The 17665-nt window shown below is 62.4% G+C and carries 17 protein-coding genes; 11 read left to right on the forward strand and 6 right to left on the reverse strand.

Annotated features, from left to right (window positions below; genetic code table 11):
- The first annotated feature begins 35 nt into the window (after positions 1–35).
- Entirely contained in the window at positions 36–1295 is a 1260-nt protein-coding gene (locus tag RRX38_RS00840; protein WP_315961111.1) for an AGE family epimerase/isomerase, read from the forward strand.
- 161 nt (positions 1296–1456) lie between these two features.
- Here RRX38_RS00840 and RRX38_RS00845 read toward each other — a convergent pair whose 3' ends face one another.
- Positions 1457–2536: an AbrB family transcriptional regulator gene (locus tag RRX38_RS00845; protein WP_315961112.1), complete on the reverse strand. Its 1080-nt coding sequence runs from the start codon at positions 2534–2536 to the stop codon at positions 1457–1459.
- A gap of 124 nt (positions 2537–2660) precedes the next feature.
- On the opposite strand from RRX38_RS00845, the gene RRX38_RS00850 reads away from it, so the two are divergent.
- Positions 2661–3563, forward strand: coding sequence for a LysR substrate-binding domain-containing protein (locus tag RRX38_RS00850; protein ID WP_295477564.1), 903 nt, complete (start codon positions 2661–2663; stop codon positions 3561–3563).
- An 84-nt stretch (positions 3564–3647) separates the two neighbouring features.
- On the forward strand, positions 3648–3878 hold the full coding sequence (locus tag RRX38_RS00855) for a hypothetical protein (RefSeq protein WP_295477562.1): 231 nt from the start codon (positions 3648–3650) through the stop codon (positions 3876–3878).
- Here RRX38_RS00855 and RRX38_RS00860 read toward each other — a convergent pair.
- On the reverse strand, positions 3871–4380 hold the full coding sequence (locus tag RRX38_RS00860; protein WP_295477560.1) for a nucleoside 2-deoxyribosyltransferase: 510 nt from the start codon (positions 4378–4380) through the stop codon (positions 3871–3873). The two genes, RRX38_RS00855 and RRX38_RS00860, sit on opposite strands and share 8 nt — an antisense overlap.
- A 143-nt stretch (positions 4381–4523) precedes the next feature.
- Between RRX38_RS00860 and RRX38_RS00865 the strand changes: the two genes are divergently transcribed.
- Entirely contained in the window at positions 4524–6191 is a 1668-nt protein-coding gene (locus tag RRX38_RS00865) for a VRR-NUC domain-containing protein (protein ID WP_315961113.1), read from the forward strand.
- Between the two features lie 36 nt (positions 6192–6227).
- Here the strand turns inward: RRX38_RS00865 and RRX38_RS00870 are convergent, their stop codons facing one another.
- Both RRX38_RS00870 and RRX38_RS00875 read right to left on the reverse strand, forming a co-directional pair.
- Positions 6228–6536, reverse strand: coding sequence for a hypothetical protein (locus RRX38_RS00870; protein ID WP_315961114.1), 309 nt, complete (start codon positions 6534–6536; stop codon positions 6228–6230).
- Positions 6537–6685: 149 nt separating this feature from the next.
- Complete coding sequence (locus RRX38_RS00875) at positions 6686–7000, reverse strand: hypothetical protein (RefSeq protein WP_295477554.1); 315 nt, start codon at positions 6998–7000, stop codon at positions 6686–6688.
- 466 nt (positions 7001–7466) lie between these two features.
- Here RRX38_RS00875 and pstS point away from each other — a divergent pair, with 466 nt between their 5' ends.
- The 4 genes from pstS (at position 7467) to pstB (ending at position 11218) form a co-directional block, all read left to right on the forward strand.
- Complete coding sequence (pstS, locus tag RRX38_RS00880) at positions 7467–8483, forward strand: phosphate ABC transporter substrate-binding protein PstS (protein ID WP_295477552.1); 1017 nt, start codon at positions 7467–7469, stop codon at positions 8481–8483.
- An 82-nt stretch (positions 8484–8565) separates the two neighbouring features.
- On the forward strand, positions 8566–9561 hold the full coding sequence (gene pstC, locus RRX38_RS00885) for a phosphate ABC transporter permease subunit PstC (protein WP_295477550.1): 996 nt from the start codon (positions 8566–8568) through the stop codon (positions 9559–9561).
- Positions 9558–10439, forward strand: a complete 882-nt coding sequence (gene pstA, locus RRX38_RS00890) for a phosphate ABC transporter permease PstA (protein ID WP_295477548.1) — start codon at positions 9558–9560, stop codon at positions 10437–10439. The genes pstC and pstA overlap by 4 nt, the downstream gene beginning before the upstream one ends.
- Positions 10439–11218: a phosphate ABC transporter ATP-binding protein PstB gene (gene pstB, locus RRX38_RS00895; protein ID WP_315961115.1), complete on the forward strand. Its 780-nt coding sequence runs from the start codon at positions 10439–10441 to the stop codon at positions 11216–11218. The genes pstA and pstB overlap by 1 nt, the downstream gene beginning before the upstream one ends.
- A gap of 145 nt (positions 11219–11363) precedes the next feature.
- On the opposite strand, the gene RRX38_RS00900 is transcribed toward pstB, so the two are convergent.
- Positions 11364–12281, reverse strand: coding sequence for a LysR substrate-binding domain-containing protein (locus tag RRX38_RS00900; protein WP_295477545.1), 918 nt, complete (start codon positions 12279–12281; stop codon positions 11364–11366).
- Between the two features lie 249 nt (positions 12282–12530).
- Between RRX38_RS00900 and RRX38_RS00905 the strand changes: the two genes are divergently transcribed.
- The 3 genes from RRX38_RS00905 to RRX38_RS00915 all read left to right on the forward strand — a co-directional run bounded on the left by RRX38_RS00905 (position 12531) and on the right by RRX38_RS00915 (position 16520).
- Entirely contained in the window at positions 12531–13535 is a 1005-nt protein-coding gene (locus tag RRX38_RS00905) for an alpha/beta hydrolase (RefSeq protein WP_315961116.1), read from the forward strand.
- 625 nt (positions 13536–14160) lie between these two features.
- Entirely contained in the window at positions 14161–15819 is a 1659-nt protein-coding gene (locus RRX38_RS00910) for an FMN-binding glutamate synthase family protein (RefSeq protein ID WP_315961117.1), read from the forward strand.
- 251 nt (positions 15820–16070) lie between these two features.
- The gene (locus RRX38_RS00915; protein ID WP_315961118.1) at positions 16071–16520 is read left to right on the forward strand and encodes a hypothetical protein; all 450 of its coding nucleotides are present in this window, start codon (positions 16071–16073) and stop codon (positions 16518–16520) included.
- A 164-nt stretch (positions 16521–16684) separates the two neighbouring features.
- Here the strand turns inward: RRX38_RS00915 and RRX38_RS00920 are convergent, their stop codons facing one another.
- Complete coding sequence (locus RRX38_RS00920) at positions 16685–17614, reverse strand: IS110 family transposase (RefSeq protein WP_315959592.1); 930 nt, start codon at positions 17612–17614, stop codon at positions 16685–16687.
- Between the last annotated feature and the right edge of the window lie 51 nt (positions 17615–17665).

The following is a 17665-nucleotide window of genomic DNA, read 5'->3' on the forward strand; positions in this document are numbered from 1 at the left end:
AGCCTGACCTTTCGGTTGAGGAGGGCCAGAGCGTCATGGACAAGCATCTCACCCCGCACGTCTTCAGCAGTTGGCTGCACAATCCCACGCATCGTCAGTGGCTGGCCCTTGAGGCCAATCGCCTGCTTGGCTTTGCCAAGGCCGCACGCCTGGAACAGGGCTTCGGTGACCTGGACGGCTACGGTCGGCTCAAGGTCGGCGCCTGCGCCCAGACCCTCAACACCGCTCGCCTGGTGCATTGCTTCTCCCTCGCGCATATTCAGGGCATTCCCGGTTTTGCTGAACTCATCGACCACGGCCTGGCGGCGCTGCAAGGCCCGTTGCGCGATGCGCAGCACGATGGCTGGTTCGATGCACCGCTGGAGGAGGGTGGCAGCAGCGACAAGCAGGCTTACCTGCACGCTTTCGTTGCCCTTGCCGCCAGCTCGGCCACGGTGGCGGGACGCCCCGGCGCGGCGGCGTTGCTGGAGCGTGCGCAGGCCGTGTTGCTCGAGCGCTTCTGGAGCGAAGAGGAAGGCGCCCTGCGCGAGGCGTTCTCCCAAGACTGGCGGCATGAAGAGCATTACCGCGGCGCCAACAGCAACATGCACGGCACCGAAGCATTTCTGGCTCTGGCCGACGTCACCGGCGACGCTCGCTGGCTGGATCGCGCCCAGCGCATCGTCGAGCGGGTGATCCATCAGCAGGCGGCGGCCAACGATTTCCAGGTCATCGAGCATTTCAGCCGCAGTTGGGAGCCGCTGCCAGACTACAACCGCGACAACCCCGCCGACCCGTTTCGCCCGTATGGCACCACCCCCGGCCACGGTTTCGAATGGGCACGCCTGCTGTTGCATCTGGAAGCGGCGCTGCTGCGGGTACGTTGCAACGCGCCGGGCTGGCTGGCCAAGGACGCCCGGTACTTGTTCGACAGTGCCTGTCGTCATGCCTGGGAGGTCGATGGCGCCCCTGGCATCGTCTATACCCTGGACGACCAGCGCCGCCCGGTGATTCGCCAGCGCCTGCACTGGACCCACTGCGAGGCCATCGCCGCTGCCGCTGCCCTGTTGCAGCACAGCGGCGAAGAAGTCTTCGAGCAGTGGTATCGGCGTTTCTGGGAGTTCAGCGAAGCCCGTCTGATCGACCGGGAGCACGGCAGCTGGCACCACGAACTCGATGAGCATAACCGGCCGGCGGGGATCATCTGGGACGGCAAGCCGGATCTCTACCACGCCTACCAGGCGGTGCTGTTGCCCATGCTGCCCCTGGCGCCCAGCTTGGCCACGGCGCTGGCGCAACAGGGCGCGGTGCACTGATGCTTTGGGCGGGAACGGTTGTGTTGGCGAGCCTGCTCGCGAACAGGCCAGGCATGCCCATGCATCTGCCGTGGGCGTGACACAGCCATCGCGGGCAAGCTCGCCAACGGCAATTGAACGTTACTGGCTGCCGCCGCGCACAGGCTGGCAAGGCGAGGGCATCAGCTGCGCTTCTCGCTCCAGCGCATCACCTGGCGGGCCAGGAAGCTCCCGGTGAAAATCACGCCAAACAGGCGCAGGGTCTGCATGGCCAGGACGAAGCCGACATCGGAATGGGTGTCGATGGCGATGATCGCCATACTGTCCAGGCCGCCAGGGCTGGTGGCCAGGTACACCGACAGGTAGTCCTTGTCCATTGCCAGCGAGATCAGCCAGGCCGAAACCGCGCACATCAGGATCAGCAGCAGCGAAGCCAGGGCCATCATCGGCAAGTGCCGCCAGACATACAGCACGGTCTGGCGGTCGAAGCGCAGACCCACGTAGCAGCCCACCGCGCCGTAGGCGAAGGGGATCAGCCAGCTCGGCAGACTGATTTCCAGCACGCCGGACAGCTGCAACACCGTGCCCAGCAGCAGCGGCACCAGCAGGGCCCCGGCGGGCAGGCGCAAGCCCAAAAACACACCGGTACCGATGACCGCAAGACTGAGGCCCACGTTGCTCAGGTCCAGGCTGGCCGCGTGGCTGGTGCTGGCATGCCCCGTGGCACCGCCCACCGAAGCCCCCAGCCAGTGGCTGACCAGCGCGCCGAACATCACCACCAGCACGACTCGCACGTACTGCATGGTGGCCACCACGCGGGGGTCTGCGCCGTAGTCTTCGGCCATGCCCACCATCGCCGATGCTGCGCCAGGCGAGGTGCCCAAGGCCGCAGTGTGGCTGGGAATGCCGGCGTAGCGCACCAGAACCACGCCGACCAGGGCGCTCAGCATCACGGTCAACACGGTACCCAGCAGCATGACGTGCCATTCCTGCAAGGCCATGAGCAATACACTCAGGCTCATGGCGTGGGCGATCATCAGGCCGACCGTGCCTTGGCCCAGTTGAAAGAGGATCTTCGGCAAGCGAATGGTGGCACCGGCGACGCCAAAGGCGATGGCCACCAGCATGGGGCCGAGAAATAGCGCGGCAGGCAGGTGCAGGGCGCTGAACAGTTGGCCGGCCAGGCCGGCGCAGAGAATCAGACAGGCCCATTGGGCCAGAGCGGGGAAGGGGGTCGAAGCGAGTGGTAAAGCGCGCGGCAAGGCAATTCTCCCAGGCGAGTGACGCGAAGCCTTGATGACGGTTCGCATGAGGGAATTATCCGGGCTTGAAATCATCAAGTCTATTTTCTAATAATCATGAATCAATAACTAATGTTGATCGATTATGGACCTGCGCGACCTCACCTATTTCGAAACCATCGCCGAGCTGGGCCACTTGGGGCGCGCGGCGCAAAAGCTCAATCGCAGCCAGCCGGCCCTGACCAAGAGCATCCAGCGTCTGGAAGAGTCGTTCGGCACCCGGCTGTTCCAGCGCGACGGTCGACGCATCAAGCTCACCCCGGTGGGTGAACTGCTCAAGGCGCGCGGCAAGGAGCTGCAGCAGAGCATCGCGCAGACCCAGCGCGAGGTGCGCGACTTCGCCAGCGGGCTGGTGGGCAACATCCGCCTGGGGTGCGCGGCGACCATGGCCGAGCACCTGCTGCCCAAGCTGACCCAGGCGCTGATGCAGCGCGCTCCCGATCTGACCTTCAAGCTGGTGATCGGCCAGGACGACCTGCAGCGCGAGGCGCTCAACCAGGGGCAGGTCGACATGATCATCTGTTCGCTGATCCCCGACAGTGAGCAGTTCAGCAGTTTCCCGTTGTTCGACGACGAACTGGTGGTGATCGCCAGTGAGCATCACCCGGTGTTCGACAGCGCCCTGCAGATGCGCGACCTGTGCGATTACCGCTGGGTGCTGCCGCCGATCGGTGTGTCGTCACGCAAATGGCTGGATGCGACCTTCGCCGCCCACAGCTTGCCGTTGCCGGTGGTGCAGATCGAGGCCAACTCGATTTCCCTGCTGCCGGGCCTGATCGCCCAGAGCAACCTGCTGAGTTTCATCGCCCGGGAAAGCGTGGAGTTCGGCCAGAGCATGAAACACCTGCGCGTGGTGCCGGTGCCCGAAGTGACCATGAAGCGCACCGTCGGCGTCACGGTGCGCAAGGGGGCTTATCAGTCCCCGGCCGCCCAGGACATGCTGGCAATGCTGCGCGATCATGGCCGGGATTTCTTGAGCTGGTCTTGAGTGCGCCCCACCGCGCGCCGCACAAAAGGGGATTTTGCTGTTATAACAACCGCTTGAAACGTTTCAGACAGGAGCACGATCAAGATGCATCACGCTGACCTCGCCATGGATAGCCCGTTTTTGAACCCGGCCTTGATCCGCTTCGAGCTGCATTTCGGCGGCGACCGCTCGCCGCTCAACGACGCCGACGCCGATGAAGACCCGGAAGCCGAAGTCTACCTGGACCCTGACTTGCTGGGCCTGGACGACTTCGCCGACGCCGACAAGCTCGACCCCGGTTATACCGGCGACATCGGTTCCGCCTCGCTCAACTGAGTGCGCCGTTACGTGCCAGGTAGCGGGCCAGTGCCTCGGCGGCCAGCTCTACGCTGGAGCTGACCCCGGCCCAGCTACAGGCCAGCATCAGGTTGCGCGGCAGGCCGAAATTCTCCACCTCGAACCCCTGCGCGTCTAAGCCCTGCTCATCGTGCGGCACTTGCTCGCGCAGCGGCACCAGCGGCTTGCAGTAGGCCCACACCGGTTTTTCCAGGGCCACCGCCATGCCCACCTCGAAAGCGGTGCCGGAGTCCGGTTCCAGACCACGAAAGGCGTTGAGGTTGGCCAGCACCGCCGTGCAGCGCTGCAGCATGCCGATATTCTGCTGGCAGATCAGCCGCGCCGTCTCGCCGGGCGGCAGTCCCGGTTCCACCTGGTTATCGAATGGATACAGACCCTGCATGCCGTGCGCGGCGCACAGGTCCTTGAGGTAGCGGCCGTGCTCGATGGCATTGGCGCGAAACACATCGAAACCGGCCAGGTAGATCAGCGGTGCAGGCATGATGGCGTTCCTCGTGGCAGTGCAGGGCACAGCATGGCAGGTCGGCCTGACGACCGCCACTGATCGGGCTGGACGGCCAGCGGCTGCAATCTGTACGGATAGCCAGTATCCTTGCCGGGTCTTCGATTCGCCCGGCGCCTCCCGTGACTCCTCCACCGCTCGACAATCCGCTCTACTACCTGGTCAATTTCCACCAGGTGCTGGCCTGGATCAGCCAGCGCTACGACGACCTGCTCGATACCAAAGAGCGGCAGTTCATCCACGACTTTTGTGCACTGCCGACGCCGGCCCAAGGCTTGCTGGTACGCATGGTGATGCGCAAGGGCAGCCTGTTCCGCATCAGCAAGCTCAGCTACGCCGAGCTGGGTGATGCGCGACTGGCCGTGCAACCGTTGGTGGCGCTGGGCTGGGTCGACGATTGCCCGGCCTTGGACCTCGACGCGCTGTTCCAGGTGCTGCGCAAGGACGAACTGCTGCAGTGCTTCAAGGCCCATGGCATCAAGGCGAGCGAACGCAAGCCGCAGTGGTACGAGCGCCTGCTGCCGGCGTTCGCCGAAGCTCGGCCGCTGCGCGCCTGGCACCCCGACCTCGAAGAGCAGGTGCTGGCCCTGCGGGTGATGGAACTGTGCGACCGCTTACGGCTGCTGTACTTCGGCAACCTGCACCAGGAGTGGTCGGAGTTCGTGCTTGCCGACCTGGGCATCTACCGTTACGAAAGCGTGGAGTTCGCCGTCGACTCACGCGCCATTGTCAGCCGCGCCGACATCGACGCCTGCGTGTGCCTGCATGCCTGCCGCAAAGCGCTTGAGGCGGGTGCCGAGCTGGCTGAGCTGGCCGCCACGGCCCTGAACGTCACGACCGACAACCCCTGGCTGCGCATGCGCCGGGGCAAGTTGCTGTTTCTCATCGGCCAGCAGGCCGAACGCCAGCAGGACTGGCCGCTGGCCCTGCAGGTGTATCGCGACTGCGGTTACCCCGGCGCCCGTTCGCGGCGTGTCCGGGTACTGGAGCGCAGTACCGACTACGCCGCGGCCATGGCGCTCTTGCAAGAGGCACGCAGCCTGCCGGAAAGCGATGCCGAAGTGCAGCACCTGCAGCGGGTACTGCCACGCCTGCAGCGCCAACTGGGGCTGGCGACCGAGCGTCGGGGCCGCGTGGCGGCGCCGCAGCGCATCGACCTGTGCCTGCAGCCCGAACCGGGCCTGAGTGTCGAACAGCTGGTCAGCCTGCATCTGGCCGAAGAAGGCAGCGAGACCCATTACGTGGAGAACACCCTGGTCAATTCGCTGTTCGGCCTGTTGTGCTGGCCGGCGATCTTCGCGCCGTTACCGGGCGCGTTCTTTCATCCTTTCCATACCGGGCCCAGCGACCTGCACAGCCCCGACTTCCATACCCGACGCAAGCCATTGTTCGACGCCTGCCTGGCGCACCTTGATGATGGCAGCTGGCAAGCGCTGATTCGGGAACGCTACGCCGCCAAGTACGGCCTGCAGTCACCCTTCGTGTTCTGGAACGCCTTGCCGCCCGAGCGCCTGGAACTGGCCCTGGCCTGCCTGCCGGCGGAGCATCTGCGCCGCTGGTTCATGCGCCTGCTGCAGGACATCAAGGCCAACCGCACCGGCATGCCAGACCTCATTCAGTTCTACCCGGCGCAACGCCGCTACCGGATGATCGAGGTCAAGGGCCCTGGAGACCGCCTGCAGGACAACCAACTGCGCTGGCTGGCCTTCTGCGCCGAGCACGGCATGCCCGTGGAGGTCTGTTACGTGCAATGGGCCAGCAGCGACCAGAACCTGGCGCAAAGCGCCTGAGCCGTTGCCCGCTGCCGTTGCCCGCTGCATGGCGGCTCAGTCATCGACGTCGCGCTCGCGCGACCAGTTGCCACGCTTGCCTTCGCCCATTCCCTTGTCATGCATCTTGCCGTCCGGCCTTCCGTTTGCCGCGTCGTCCCGGTCGGTGGTCGACGGCGGCATGCCGGGGGTGTCATTGCCTTGGCCAGGGCGGGTCTGGTCGACATCCGGCTGGGTGCTGCCGTCGCTGCCCATGGTGCTGCCGCGGCCGGTGGGGGGTTGGGTCGGGTCGGTGTCGACGGCCAGCGCAGTGTTGCCGGCCAAGGCCAGAATCAGGGCCAGGGCCAAGGTGCTGTTACGGATCATGATCGCTGCTCCCAGGGGATGGATGGTCCACATTGGGTCTCGGAGAGCGGCAGGCGTGCGCGGGCGGGAGATGGAAGGCAAGGGCAGGCGACCACTGGTGCGGAGGCCTGCCGGGCGGCCGGGCAGGGGGGGCTGCCCGGCATCGCGGATCAGTTGACCACAGGCTTGCCGGAAGGCGTGGTGGTCTGGGTCTTATCGTGGTTCATGTTGTTGTGACCGTCATGGGTGGTCTTGCCCGGAACCTTGCCATGCTGGACATCGGTGCCACTTTCGCGAGGCTGGGTCTTGGTGCCTTGGGTGTTGGAGGTATTACGGTCAGTGGTCGGCGTGCCATCAGTGCCAGGCAGCTTGGTGGCGTTCGGGTTGACCGGGTTGGTAGGCCCGGTGGAGCCGGCCATGGCGGCGCCGGAGACGGCGGTGAGCAGGCCAGCGAGGGCGAGTGCGGTCAGTCGGGTCGTGCGCATGCTGATTACTCCTGTGAATGAGGCATACATGGATTGGTCATGAGCGATGATGCTTAGGTGCCATGCTCGCCGACGAACGGTGCTACGTCGAGCCGCTCGGTTCAATACCACCCCAAAATTTCCCCTCAATGTGTGTCGTCAATTGGTCATGAAAGGGTCATGACTATGAAATGTCAGACGGCGCGAAACCTCGGTTTTTGACAGTTCTGCTACAGAGGTGGCGGGCTGCCATCCATAGATATTGGCGCTTTGATATCAGCCTGCGTTGTGTCAGCGAAGCGCCCGTAAACCGGGAGCCAGAAAGGCTTTGTCAGGTTTTTTCCAGCCCCGGAAAACCCGCGAAAGCGTCTCGCGGGAGGGCGCTTTCGAGTGTTTGTCATTAAACAGAAACATTTCCGGTTTTAAATCCGCCTCGGGCCTTCTCAAGTGGACCACCCCACAATTTCTCCTGGATCGAGGTATTCCCGTGACACTGCTGACTAAAAAACGCTTGTCTGTCCTGCTCGCTTCGCTGTGCCTGAGCGGCATGGCCCATGCGACCGACGTAACGGGCGCGGGTTCGAGTTTCGTTTTCCCGGTGATTTCCAAGTGGTCCCAGGACTACAGCAAGAACTCGCCGAACCGCATCAACTACCAGTCGATCGGTTCGGGCGGTGGTATCGCTCAGATCAAGGCAGGCACCGTTGATTTCGGCGCTTCCGACGCTCCGATGTCGGCCGAAGACCTGCAGGCCGGCGGCCTGGGTCAGTTCCCGAGCGTGATCGGCGGTATCGTGCCGATCGTCAACCTCGAAGGCGTGGAAAGCGGCAAGCTGAAGCTCGACGGTCCGGTACTGGCCAAGATCTTCCTGGGTGAAATCAAGAAGTGGAACGACCCGGCACTGGTTGCGCTGAACCCAGGCCTGAGCCTGCCAGCCACCGACATCACCGTGGTTCGTCGCTCCGACGGTTCGGGCACCACCTACAACTTCACCAACTACCTGAGCAAGGTCAGCCCCGAGTTCAACGAGAAGCTGAAGTTCGGCTCTACCGTTCAATGGCCAGTGGGCGTGGGCGGCAAGGGTAACGAAGGTGTATCGGCCTACGTGAAGCAGATCAAGGGTTCGATCGGCTACGTCGAGCATTCCTACGCGACCACCAACAAGCTGGCCTACACCCAACTGAAGAACGCCGCCGGCAAGTTCATCGAGCCGACCGCCAAGGCCTTCGCCGCCGCTGCCGACACCGCCGACTGGGCGAGCGCCAAGGACTTCAACCTGATCATGACCAATGCTCCGGGCGAGGCTGCGTGGCCAATCACCGCCACCACCTGGATCATCATGTACAAGCAACCCAAGAACGAAGAGAAGAGCAAGGCAGCTTTCGACTTCTTCAAGTGGTCCCTGGAAAACGGCCAGTCGCAGGCCGAATCGCTGGAATACGTAGCTCTGCCGAAGTCGCTGGTCGACCGCGTAGAGACCTACTGGAAAGCTGAGTTCAAGTAACAGCGTTTCAAGCCTGTAGCTCACCCCCGTCATCAGCCAGGCAGGCCGGTGGCGGGGGCTTTCCCTTGCGAGTGGATCGAACATGACTGAAAACACCCAATATCTGTCCGCCGAGCTGAGCGCTGCCGATTCCGACAGCGAAAAGCGCGCCCAACGGGATCATCGTCACGATGTGTGGTTCCGGCGCGTCCTGCAGGCCTCGGGGATGCTGGTGCTGATACTGCTGGGCTGTATCGCGGCATCTACTCTGTGGGGTGGAAAACTGGCCTTCGAAACCTTCGGTTTCGGCTTTCTGACCAGCACCGACTGGAACGTCAACGAAGGCAAATTCGGCGCCCTGGTGCCTATCTACGGCACGCTGGTGACCTCCTTTCTGGCCTTGCTGATCGCCGTACCGGTGAGTTTCGGCATCGCCATCTTTCTGACCGAAGTCGCGCCGCCATGGTTGCGCATGCCCATTTCCTCGGCCATCGAGCTGCTGGCTGGCATTCCTTCGATCATCTACGGCATGTGGGGCCTGTTCGTCTTCGGCCCGTTCATGGCCGCACACATTTCGCCATGGATCACCGAGCACCTCGGCAGCCTGCCGTTCGTAGGTGTGCTGTTCCAGGGCGCGCCGCTGGGTATCGGCATGCTGACTGCCGGTATCGTGTTGGCGATCATGATCATCCCGTTCATCACCTCGGTGATGCAGGAAGTTTTCCGCACCGTACCGACGACCCTCAAGGAGTCGGCCTACGCGCTGGGCGGTACGACCTGGGAAGTGGTCTGGGACATCGTCCTGCCGTACACCCGTTCGGCGGTGGTCGGCGGTATCTTCCTCGGCCTGGGCCGTGCCCTGGGCGAGACCATGGCGGTGACCTTCGTACTGGGTAACGCCATCCAGTTCTCGCCGTCGCTGATGATGCCAAGCAGCTCGATCGCCTCGGTGATCGCCAACGAATTCAACGAGTCCTACACCGACCTGCACCGTTCGGCGCTGATCGCCCTGGGCTTCCTGCTGTTCGTCGTGACCTTCATCGTGCTGGCCCTGGCCCGCCTGATGCTGTCCCGCCTGTCGCGCAAGGAGGGCCTATGAGCGACGTGAAAGCCAACGCCAACCTGTACCGGGTTCGCGCGCTGAAAAACAACATCGCCATGGTGCTCAGCTGCGCTGCCACGGCATTCGGCCTGCTGTGGCTGGTGTGGATCCTGCTGACCACCATAGTCGAGGGTGTCAGTGCCCTGAACCTCGACCTGTTCACCGGCATCACTCCGCCACCCGGCGCCCAGGGCGGCCTGGCCAACGCCTTCTACGGCAGCATCCTGATGTCGCTGATCGGCCTGTTGATCGGCACCCCGATCGGTCTGATGGCCGGTGTCTGGCTCGCCGAGTTCGCCCGCTACTCCAAGCTGGGCAACGCGGTGCGCTTCATCAACGACATCCTGCTCTCGGCACCGTCCATCGTCCTCGGCCTGTTCGTCTACACCGTGGTGATCCTGCCGCTGAACGCCGTAAGTGGCCACACCATCGGCTTCTCGGCCATCGCCGGTGCCATTGCCCTGGCGCTGCTGGTGATCCCGGTCGTGGTGCGCACCACCGATGAAATGATGCAGCTGCAGCCCACCACCATGCGTGAGGCGGCCCTGGCCCTGGGTGTGCCGCAGTGGAAGCTGACCATGCAGATCGTCCTGCGTGCGGCCAAGGCCGGTATCGTCACCGGCATCCTGCTGGCCCTGGCGCGCATCACCGGTGAAACCGCGCCGCTGCTGTTCACCGCATTCGGCAACCAGTTCTGGAGCAGCGACCTGCTCAAGCCGATCGCCAGCGTTCCGGTGGTGGTCTTCCAGTACGCCATGAGCCCGTTCGAAGACTGGCACGCCCTGGCCTGGGCCGGCGCCCTGGTCATGACGCTGTTCGTACTGCTGCTGAGCCTGATGTCTCGCTTAATTCTTCTGCGCAATAAGGCGTCCTGATGAACAACCTTTCTCTCGCGAACGAAAAAATCAAGATTCAGGTCCGTGGCCTGGAGTTCTTCTACAACAGCCATTGCTCGCTGAAGTCGATCGACATGCTGATTCCCGAGAAGCGCATCACTTCGATCATCGGGCCGTCCGGCTGCGGCAAGTCGACTCTGCTGCGCGTGTTCAACCGCATCTACTCGATGTATCCCAAGCAGGAAGCGCGTGGCGAAGTGCTGCTCAATGGCGAGAACATCCTGGATTCGGGCTACTCGATGAACCGCCTGCGCAGCCACGTGGGCATGGTGTTCCAGAAGCCGGTGCCGTTCCCGATGTCGATCTACGACAACATCGCCTACGCCATCCGCCACCACGAAAAGCTCTCGCGCCGCGAGATGGAAGAGCGTGTCGAGCAGGCCCTGCGCGGTGCCGCGCTGTGGGACGAAGTGAAAGACAAGCTCAAGCAGAGCGCCACCGGCCTGTCCGGCGGTCAGCAGCAGCGTCTGTGCATCGCCCGCACCATCGCCCTGCGCCCGCAGGTGCTGCTGCTCGACGAGCCGACCTCGGCCCTCGACCCGATCTCCACCGGCCGGATCGAGCAACTGATCACCGAGCTGAAGGAGCAGTTCACCGTGATCATCGTGACCCACAACATGCAACAGGCCGCGCGCTGCTCGGACTACACCGCGTTCATGTTCCTGGGTGAGCTGATCGAGCACGGCGATACCGACACCATGTTCACCAAGCCGTCGAAGAGCCAGACCGAAGACTACATCACCGGTCGTTTCGGCTGATTGCCGCCACTTGGCAGGAGCATGACGGGAGCCACCCAGGTGGCTCCCGTTTTTTTTCGCCTGCGCAAAAGGTGCGGCCAGCAACATTCGGGTGGGGCCGGCTCAGGTCAGGATCGGGTGGTTCGGTCTGGGCCGCGGTCTCCCGTCAGGGTTTGTCTCGCTGTTCACCCATGAACGCCTCGATCCGCTCGCGCAGCCAACGCTCGGCCGGGTCGCTGTCCATCACGCTCAACCAGGTCATCGACAGGTCCAGCCCGGGTGTCTCGAAGGGCAGGGGTTCGTCCTTGAGCAAGCCCATGCGGCTCATGGCCTCGGCGGCGTAGTCCGAGAGGTTGGCGATCAGGTCGGTGCCGGCCAGCAGTGCAGGCAGGGAGGTGAAGCGTGGTATCGACATCACCACCTGGCGCTTGCGGCCGATGGCCTCCAGCCATTCATCGGCGAAGCTGCTGACGCTGGCCACGTGGGACACCACCACGTGCGGGCGCGAGCAGTATTCGTCGAGGGTCATCGGTGTTTGCGCGGCGTCGGCGCGCACCACCCGTGGCTGGCAGTTGCGCAGGCGCTTGCGCTTGGCGTTGGCTGGCAGGTCGCGGGTCAGGCACACGCCCACGGTGATTTCCCCGGACATCAGCAGGTCGGAGATATTCCAGTAATCGGCATGCTTGACCACCAGCACGATACCCGGCGCCTCCTCGCGCAGGGCGCGCATCATGGCCGGCAGCAGGCTGAACTCCACGTCGTCGGACAGCCCGATACGGAAGGTCAGGGTGCTCACCGCCGGGTCGAACTCGCGGGTCAGGCTCAGCGCGGTGGACATCGCGTCCAGGGCCGGGGTCAGGTGGCGGAGAATCTCGTGGGCCCGCGCCGTGGGTTCCATGCGATGCCCCACGCGCACGAACAGTGGATCGTCGAGCAGATTGCGCAGCCGGTTCAGCGCTGCACTGATGGTCGGCTGGCCGAGAAACAGCTTTTCCGCCGCTCGGGTGACGTTGCGTTCCTGCATCAGGGTCTCGAACACCACCATCAGGTTGATGTCCGCCTTGCGCAGCTCGTTACGATTCATCGGCAAATTCCTTGATTCCGGCCCCCAGGTGCCGGCCGATGGGCGCCAGTCTAAAAAGTGCCATCACCCGGCGTCCAGCCTGTTGCCGTCGCCCGCCAAAACTTTTTGCAATGCATTTTCACCTTGCGAGCGTAATTGTCGTGCGCTTCGGTGGTCTGTGTTCGGTACGCTGCCTGGCTCGGCTCAGCGCTGCCGTCGCTCTGGCACGAGGCTTCGCGCCGACCCCAACAAGGAAAAGGAGCTATTCGCATGCAGGTTGCAAAGATCGCCACCCTGGCATTGTCCATCGCCTTGCCGGGCCTGGCCCAGGCCGCCACGCCGAGCTACGGCGAGCGTCTGGAGGGCTTTGCCTATCCCTATCCGCTCAAGTCGTTCGCCTTCGAGTCGCAGAACCAGAAACTGGAAATGGGCTACATGGACGTCGCACCCAACGGCAAGGCCAACGGGCGCACGGCAGTGCTGATGCACGGCAAGAACTTCTGTGGCGCCACCTGGGTGGCGACCATCAAGACCCTCAGCGAAGCCGGCTACCGGGTCATTGCCCCGGACCAGATCGGTTTCTGCACCTCCAGCAAGCCCGCGCATTACCAGTACAGCTTCCAGCAGCTGGCGCTCAACACCCATGCGCTGCTCGACAGCCTGGGCGTCGACAAGGTGTCGCTGGTCGGTCATTCCACCGGCGGCATGCTCGCCACCCGTTTCGCCCTGATGTACCCGCAGCAGACTGACAAGTTGGTGATGGTCAACCCCATCGGCCTGGAGGACTGGAAAGCCGAAGGCGTACCGTACCGCAGCGTTGACCAGTGGTACCAGCGGGAGCTGAAGGTGAGCGCCGAGGGCATCCGCCAGTATGAACAGAAGACCTATTACGATGGGCGCTGGAAGCCCGAGTACGACCAGTGGGTGAACATGCTCGCCGGCCTGTTCAACGGCCCCGGCAAGCAGGCCGTGGCGTGGAATTCGGCGTTGATCTACGACATGATCTTCACCCAGCCGGTGTTCTACGAGTTCCCCAACCTCAAGGTGCCGACCCTGCTGATGATCGGCGACCGCGACACCACCGCCATTGGCAGCGACATCGCCCCGCCTGAGGTCAAGGAACGCATCGGCCAGTACGCGCAATTGGGCAAGGACACCGCCAAGCGCATTCCGGGTGCCGAGCTGGTCGAGTTCAAGGGCCTGGGTCACGCGCCGCAGATGGAAGAGCCCGAGCGCTTCCACAAGGCGTTGCTGGAGGGCCTGCAGTTGAAATAACGGCCGCTTGCGCAGCAGGCCGGCCCTTATACCTCGGCCCAGGCGCGTCAGTTGGGCGCTTGACTGCTTTTGTTGGAGAGCGTGTTCGCGAATGGAAGGCTATCTGGACCGGGTACACCCGTCGCTGCATCAGTGCCCTTGAGTCACCTTTCCGCCTTTACGGCGGGTTACTTTTGGTTTCCAGGTGCCCTGCGCGCCAAAAGTAACCAAAAGCCATTGCTCCTGGCTTGGGTCTGCCCTGCGGGCAGACTTCCCTCCTTCCGGCCTGCGCCGAAGTCGCGTTCGGCGGCGTCTGTAAGTTCTGTGCTTGAAAAGCAAAAGCGACGCCAGACCAGATTCCTCTGATCTAAAAGATCAGTATTGGTTTTAACCGCAATACTGTTCGCTTAAGCGGAATGTGGCCCGGTGGGAGCGGCTTTAGCCGCGAAAGCGCCAGGAAATTCAGTGCATCTGTTGTGAGCTTGCGGTCGCTTCGCGGCTGAAGCCGCTCCTATCCGGTCTAGCTGACCGCTATTGCACTCAGGTCTGAAACCGACCAAGACTCGCCATATCGAAACAGCCGCACATCAACACCCGGCGAATCTTGGTATGGTGATCTTACCGTGCCATGCCATAAGGAAATCTCATGAGCTTGTCCCTGCTGAGTCGCTACGCGTTCTTCGTTGGCTGCGTGCTGTTCACCCTGGCAACCCTGCCATTCGCCCATCAGCATGAATGGCTATGGCCATTGACCCTGGTGTTCGGGCTGCTCAGCCTGCTGGGTGTTTTCGACCTGCTGCAATCGCGCCATGCCGTGCGCCGCAACTACCCCATTCTGGGCAACATTCGCTACCTGATCGAAGGCATTCGCCCGGAAATTCGCCAGTACTTGCTGGAAGCCGACGGTGAAGCCTTGCCCTTTTCCCGAGCCCAGCGCGCCCTGGTGTATTCCCGAGCCAAGAACGAGCCTTCGGACAAGCCGTTCGGCACCTTGATGAACGTCTACCAGACCGGCTACGAGTTCATCAGCCACTCCATGCGCCCCGCGCCGCTGTCGGACCCGGCCAGCTTTCGGGTAGAGATCGGAGGGCCGCAATGCACGCAACCCTACTCGGCTTCGGTGTTCAACATCTCGGCGATGAGCTTCGGTTCGCTTAGCGCCAACGCCATCCGCGCCCTGAACAAGGGCGCCAAACTGGGCCAGTTCTCTCACGACACGGGGGAGGGCAGCATCAGCCCTTACCACCGGGAGCATGGCGGGGACCTGGTCTGGGAGCTGGGTAGCGGCTATTTCGGCTGTCGCACCGACGACGGTCATTTCGACGCCCAGAAGTTCGCTCGGCAGGCCAGCGACCCGCAGGTGAAGATGATCGAGATCAAGCTCAGCCAGGGTGCCAAACCCGGCCATGGCGGTATCCTGCCCAAGCACAAGGTCACCCAGGAAATCGCCAGCACCCGTGGCGTGCCGATGGGCGAAGATTGCATCTCGCCTTCCAGCCACAGCGCCTTCTCCACACCCCTGGGACTGATGCACTTCATCGCCCAGCTGCGCGAGTTGTCCGGCGGCAAGCCGGTCGGGTTCAAGCTGTGCCTGGGCCACCCGTGGGAATTCATGGGCATCGCCAAAGCCATGCTGGAAACCGGGATACTGCCTGACTTCATCGTCATCGATGGTGCGGAAGGTGGCACCGGTGCGGCACCGGTGGAGTTCACCGACCACCTTGGTGTACCGATGCGCGAGGGCCTGTTGTTCGTGCACAACACTCTGGTGGGCATCAACCTGCGCGACAAGATCAAGCTGGGCGCCAGTGGCAAGATCATCAGCGCTTTCGATATCGCCAGTGTCCTGGCCATCGGCGCAGACTGGGGTAATGCTGCCCGTGGCTTCATGTTCGCCATCGGCTGCATCCAGTCGCAGTCTTGCCATACCAACAAATGTCCGACCGGCGTCGCCACCCAGGACCCACTGCGCCAGCGCGCCCTGGTGGTCGAAGACAAGGCCACCCGCGTCTACAACTTCCACCGCAGCACCTTGCATGCCCTGGCCGAAATGCTCGCCGCCGCCGGCCTGAGCCACCCCTCGCAACTCACCGCCCGCCACCTGGTGCGGCGTATGTCCGCCACCGAAGTGAAACTGTTCTCCCAGCTGCACGTGTTCCTCAAGCCAGGCGAACTGCTCAGCGGCGATGTGGCCGGAGAGTTCTACGCCCGCATGTGGCGTGCGGCACGGTCCGACAGCTTCGACCCGATGCCGGCGGATGAAACGGCGATGGAGCCGACGGTGATTGGGCAGGCGAGAGCGTAACAGGCAGGGTATGTCGCTGGGCGGCGCTGCAGGCGACGAAAGTCGCCTTTGAGGCTTCTGATGATTCTGTCGTTAGACGGTGCCGGCTAGGTGTTTTGAGGTTGGCGGATGTCGATCACTGCTTTCGGCCAGACGCTGACCTTTCCAGGAATGTAAGTTATAGCTCGCTGCGGTCTCCGTTCATGGATGCCCGCAGCCTTATAGGCTCCCGTTTTTCCCCCTCAAGACATTGCATCGATCAAGGACGTCTCATGAGTATCCTGCGTTTTACCTTGTTTAGCTTGTTTCTCAGCGTGGCTGGCTTTGCGCACGCGCAGGACGTACCGGATTACGGCGGCGTTCCCGATAAGTTGATACAGAAAGTCGGAGAGAAAGACTTCAAAGGAATGTTCAAGGTCATGTTCAGCGCCGCAAAGAATGAACAAAAGTCAGATACGGAAATGCTGGATGGCTTCTCCAAGCAGCTTGAAGAGCAGCTCGAGGACGCGGGAGATTTTTTGGATGCTGATTTGTACAAAGAAGAGCGCTTCGGGCAGCGTGTGAGCATTCTTAATTACGTAGTGAATTACTCCAGCAAGCCTGTGGGGGTCACCATCAAGATGTATAAAACGCGCATCGGTTGGGTCGCACTCAACGTGATGGTCAAAAGTGATTTCGACAAGTTCCTCAACGAAATGCGCGGTTTGCCGGCCAGTAAATGACTGTGAAAAGCGCCGGGCCTTCAAGTATCAAGTGATTGCTGAAAGCGCTAGCCATTACGGGAATTCTGGGTATTCGCTGGATCGGTGGGGGCGGCTTTAGCCGCAATACTGGTCAGTTAGACCGGGTAGGAGCCAACTGTCTTTCACCGAAGATCGACCAACGGTCAAATTGCACCCTCTCGCCATGGTGCACCATCTCGCACCATGGCGTTTAACCTCACCAGCAGGACTCGCATGCACGCCGTCAGCGCCACCTTCGCGCACTTACCTCGGGCGCGAAGTTGAGCGTATCGGTTCTTGAAGTCCTCGTTGTAACGGACCATCACCAAGGTACTCATGTACATCGCACGGCGTAGCTTCGCGCGTCCGCCGTAAATGTGCCGGTTACCGCGCTTAGTCCCACTGTCGTTGTTGTAAGGCGCCACTCCTGCCAAGGCCGCCACCTGTCCACGACTCAGATCCCCCAGCTCGGGCAGATAGCAAAACAGGCTGGAGATCGACACCGCGCCGATGCCTTTGATCGCTTGCAGGCGGTCCACCAAGGCCCCATCGACCTGTCGAGTCTGTGCAGCAATGCGTCGGTCTGCTGCCTTGATCATCTCTTGGATTTTGGCATTGAGCTCCCGATAGGCCTGCTGCACTTCAGGTTCTTGCGCTTGTTGAATACGGCGACGGTTGTCATCACGCTGCTGAACGAAGGCGTCACGCTGGTTCACCAGTTCGGTCAACTTATCGCGCGCTTCATCGGCCACCACAAACTCTTTCTTTCGCAAGGCATGGGCGAACATGGCCAGCATCTGCGCATCGATCGAGTCGGTTTTGGCTTGCTTGCCCATGGCCAGAGCGAACTGGCGAGCACGCAGCGGATTGATACGCATGACCTTGAATCTGGCCTTGGCCAGGAGTTTGACCGATAACCTTTCATAGCCGCCTGTGGCCTCAACCAGTACCTGCTCGACCCGGTTATCACTCAACCATTGGATAAGCTGGTGGATTCCTTCAGAGGTGTTGGTGGTGCAGAAGCTATTGCTCTGGGGATACAGCGCAATCTGCAGGGTATCTTTGGCGACATCGATTCCGGCGTAGGCGGTCATAAGAAAAACCTCTAGGCTTAAGGGCGAGAGGTCACTCTGAACGGGCTCACG

Origin of the sequence: Pseudomonas sp. DTU_2021_1001937_2_SI_NGA_ILE_001, assembly GCF_032463525.1 — a bacterium.
Taxonomy (GTDB): Bacteria; Pseudomonadota; Gammaproteobacteria; order Pseudomonadales; family Pseudomonadaceae; genus Aquipseudomonas.

Coding starts and splice junctions, on each gene's coding strand:
- RRX38_RS00905 (WP_315961116.1), top strand. CDS start 12,531: ATGCAGGTTGCAAAGATCGCCACCCTGGCATTGTCCATCGCCTTGCCG.
- RRX38_RS00870 (WP_315961114.1), bottom strand. CDS start 6,536: ATGATCCGTAACAGCACCTTGGCCCTGGCCCTGATTCTGGCCTTGGCC.
- RRX38_RS00875 (WP_295477554.1), bottom strand. CDS start 7,000: ATGCGCACGACCCGACTGACCGCACTCGCCCTCGCTGGCCTGCTCACC.
- RRX38_RS00915 (WP_315961118.1), top strand. CDS start 16,071: ATGAGTATCCTGCGTTTTACCTTGTTTAGCTTGTTTCTCAGCGTGGCT.
- pstB (WP_315961115.1), top strand. CDS start 10,439: ATGAACAACCTTTCTCTCGCGAACGAAAAAATCAAGATTCAGGTCCGT.
- RRX38_RS00920 (WP_315959592.1), bottom strand. CDS start 17,614: ATGACCGCCTACGCCGGAATCGATGTCGCCAAAGATACCCTGCAGATT.
- RRX38_RS00910 (WP_315961117.1), top strand. CDS start 14,161: ATGAGCTTGTCCCTGCTGAGTCGCTACGCGTTCTTCGTTGGCTGCGTG.
- pstA (WP_295477548.1), top strand. CDS start 9,558: ATGAGCGACGTGAAAGCCAACGCCAACCTGTACCGGGTTCGCGCGCTG.
- RRX38_RS00860 (WP_295477560.1), bottom strand. CDS start 4,380: ATGCCTGCACCGCTGATCTACCTGGCCGGTTTCGATGTGTTTCGCGCC.
- RRX38_RS00855 (WP_295477562.1), top strand. CDS start 3,648: ATGCATCACGCTGACCTCGCCATGGATAGCCCGTTTTTGAACCCGGCC.
- RRX38_RS00850 (WP_295477564.1), top strand. CDS start 2,661: ATGGACCTGCGCGACCTCACCTATTTCGAAACCATCGCCGAGCTGGGC.
- pstC (WP_295477550.1), top strand. CDS start 8,566: ATGACTGAAAACACCCAATATCTGTCCGCCGAGCTGAGCGCTGCCGAT.
- RRX38_RS00840 (WP_315961111.1), top strand. CDS start 36: ATGGACAAGCATCTCACCCCGCACGTCTTCAGCAGTTGGCTGCACAAT.
- RRX38_RS00900 (WP_295477545.1), bottom strand. CDS start 12,281: ATGAATCGTAACGAGCTGCGCAAGGCGGACATCAACCTGATGGTGGTG.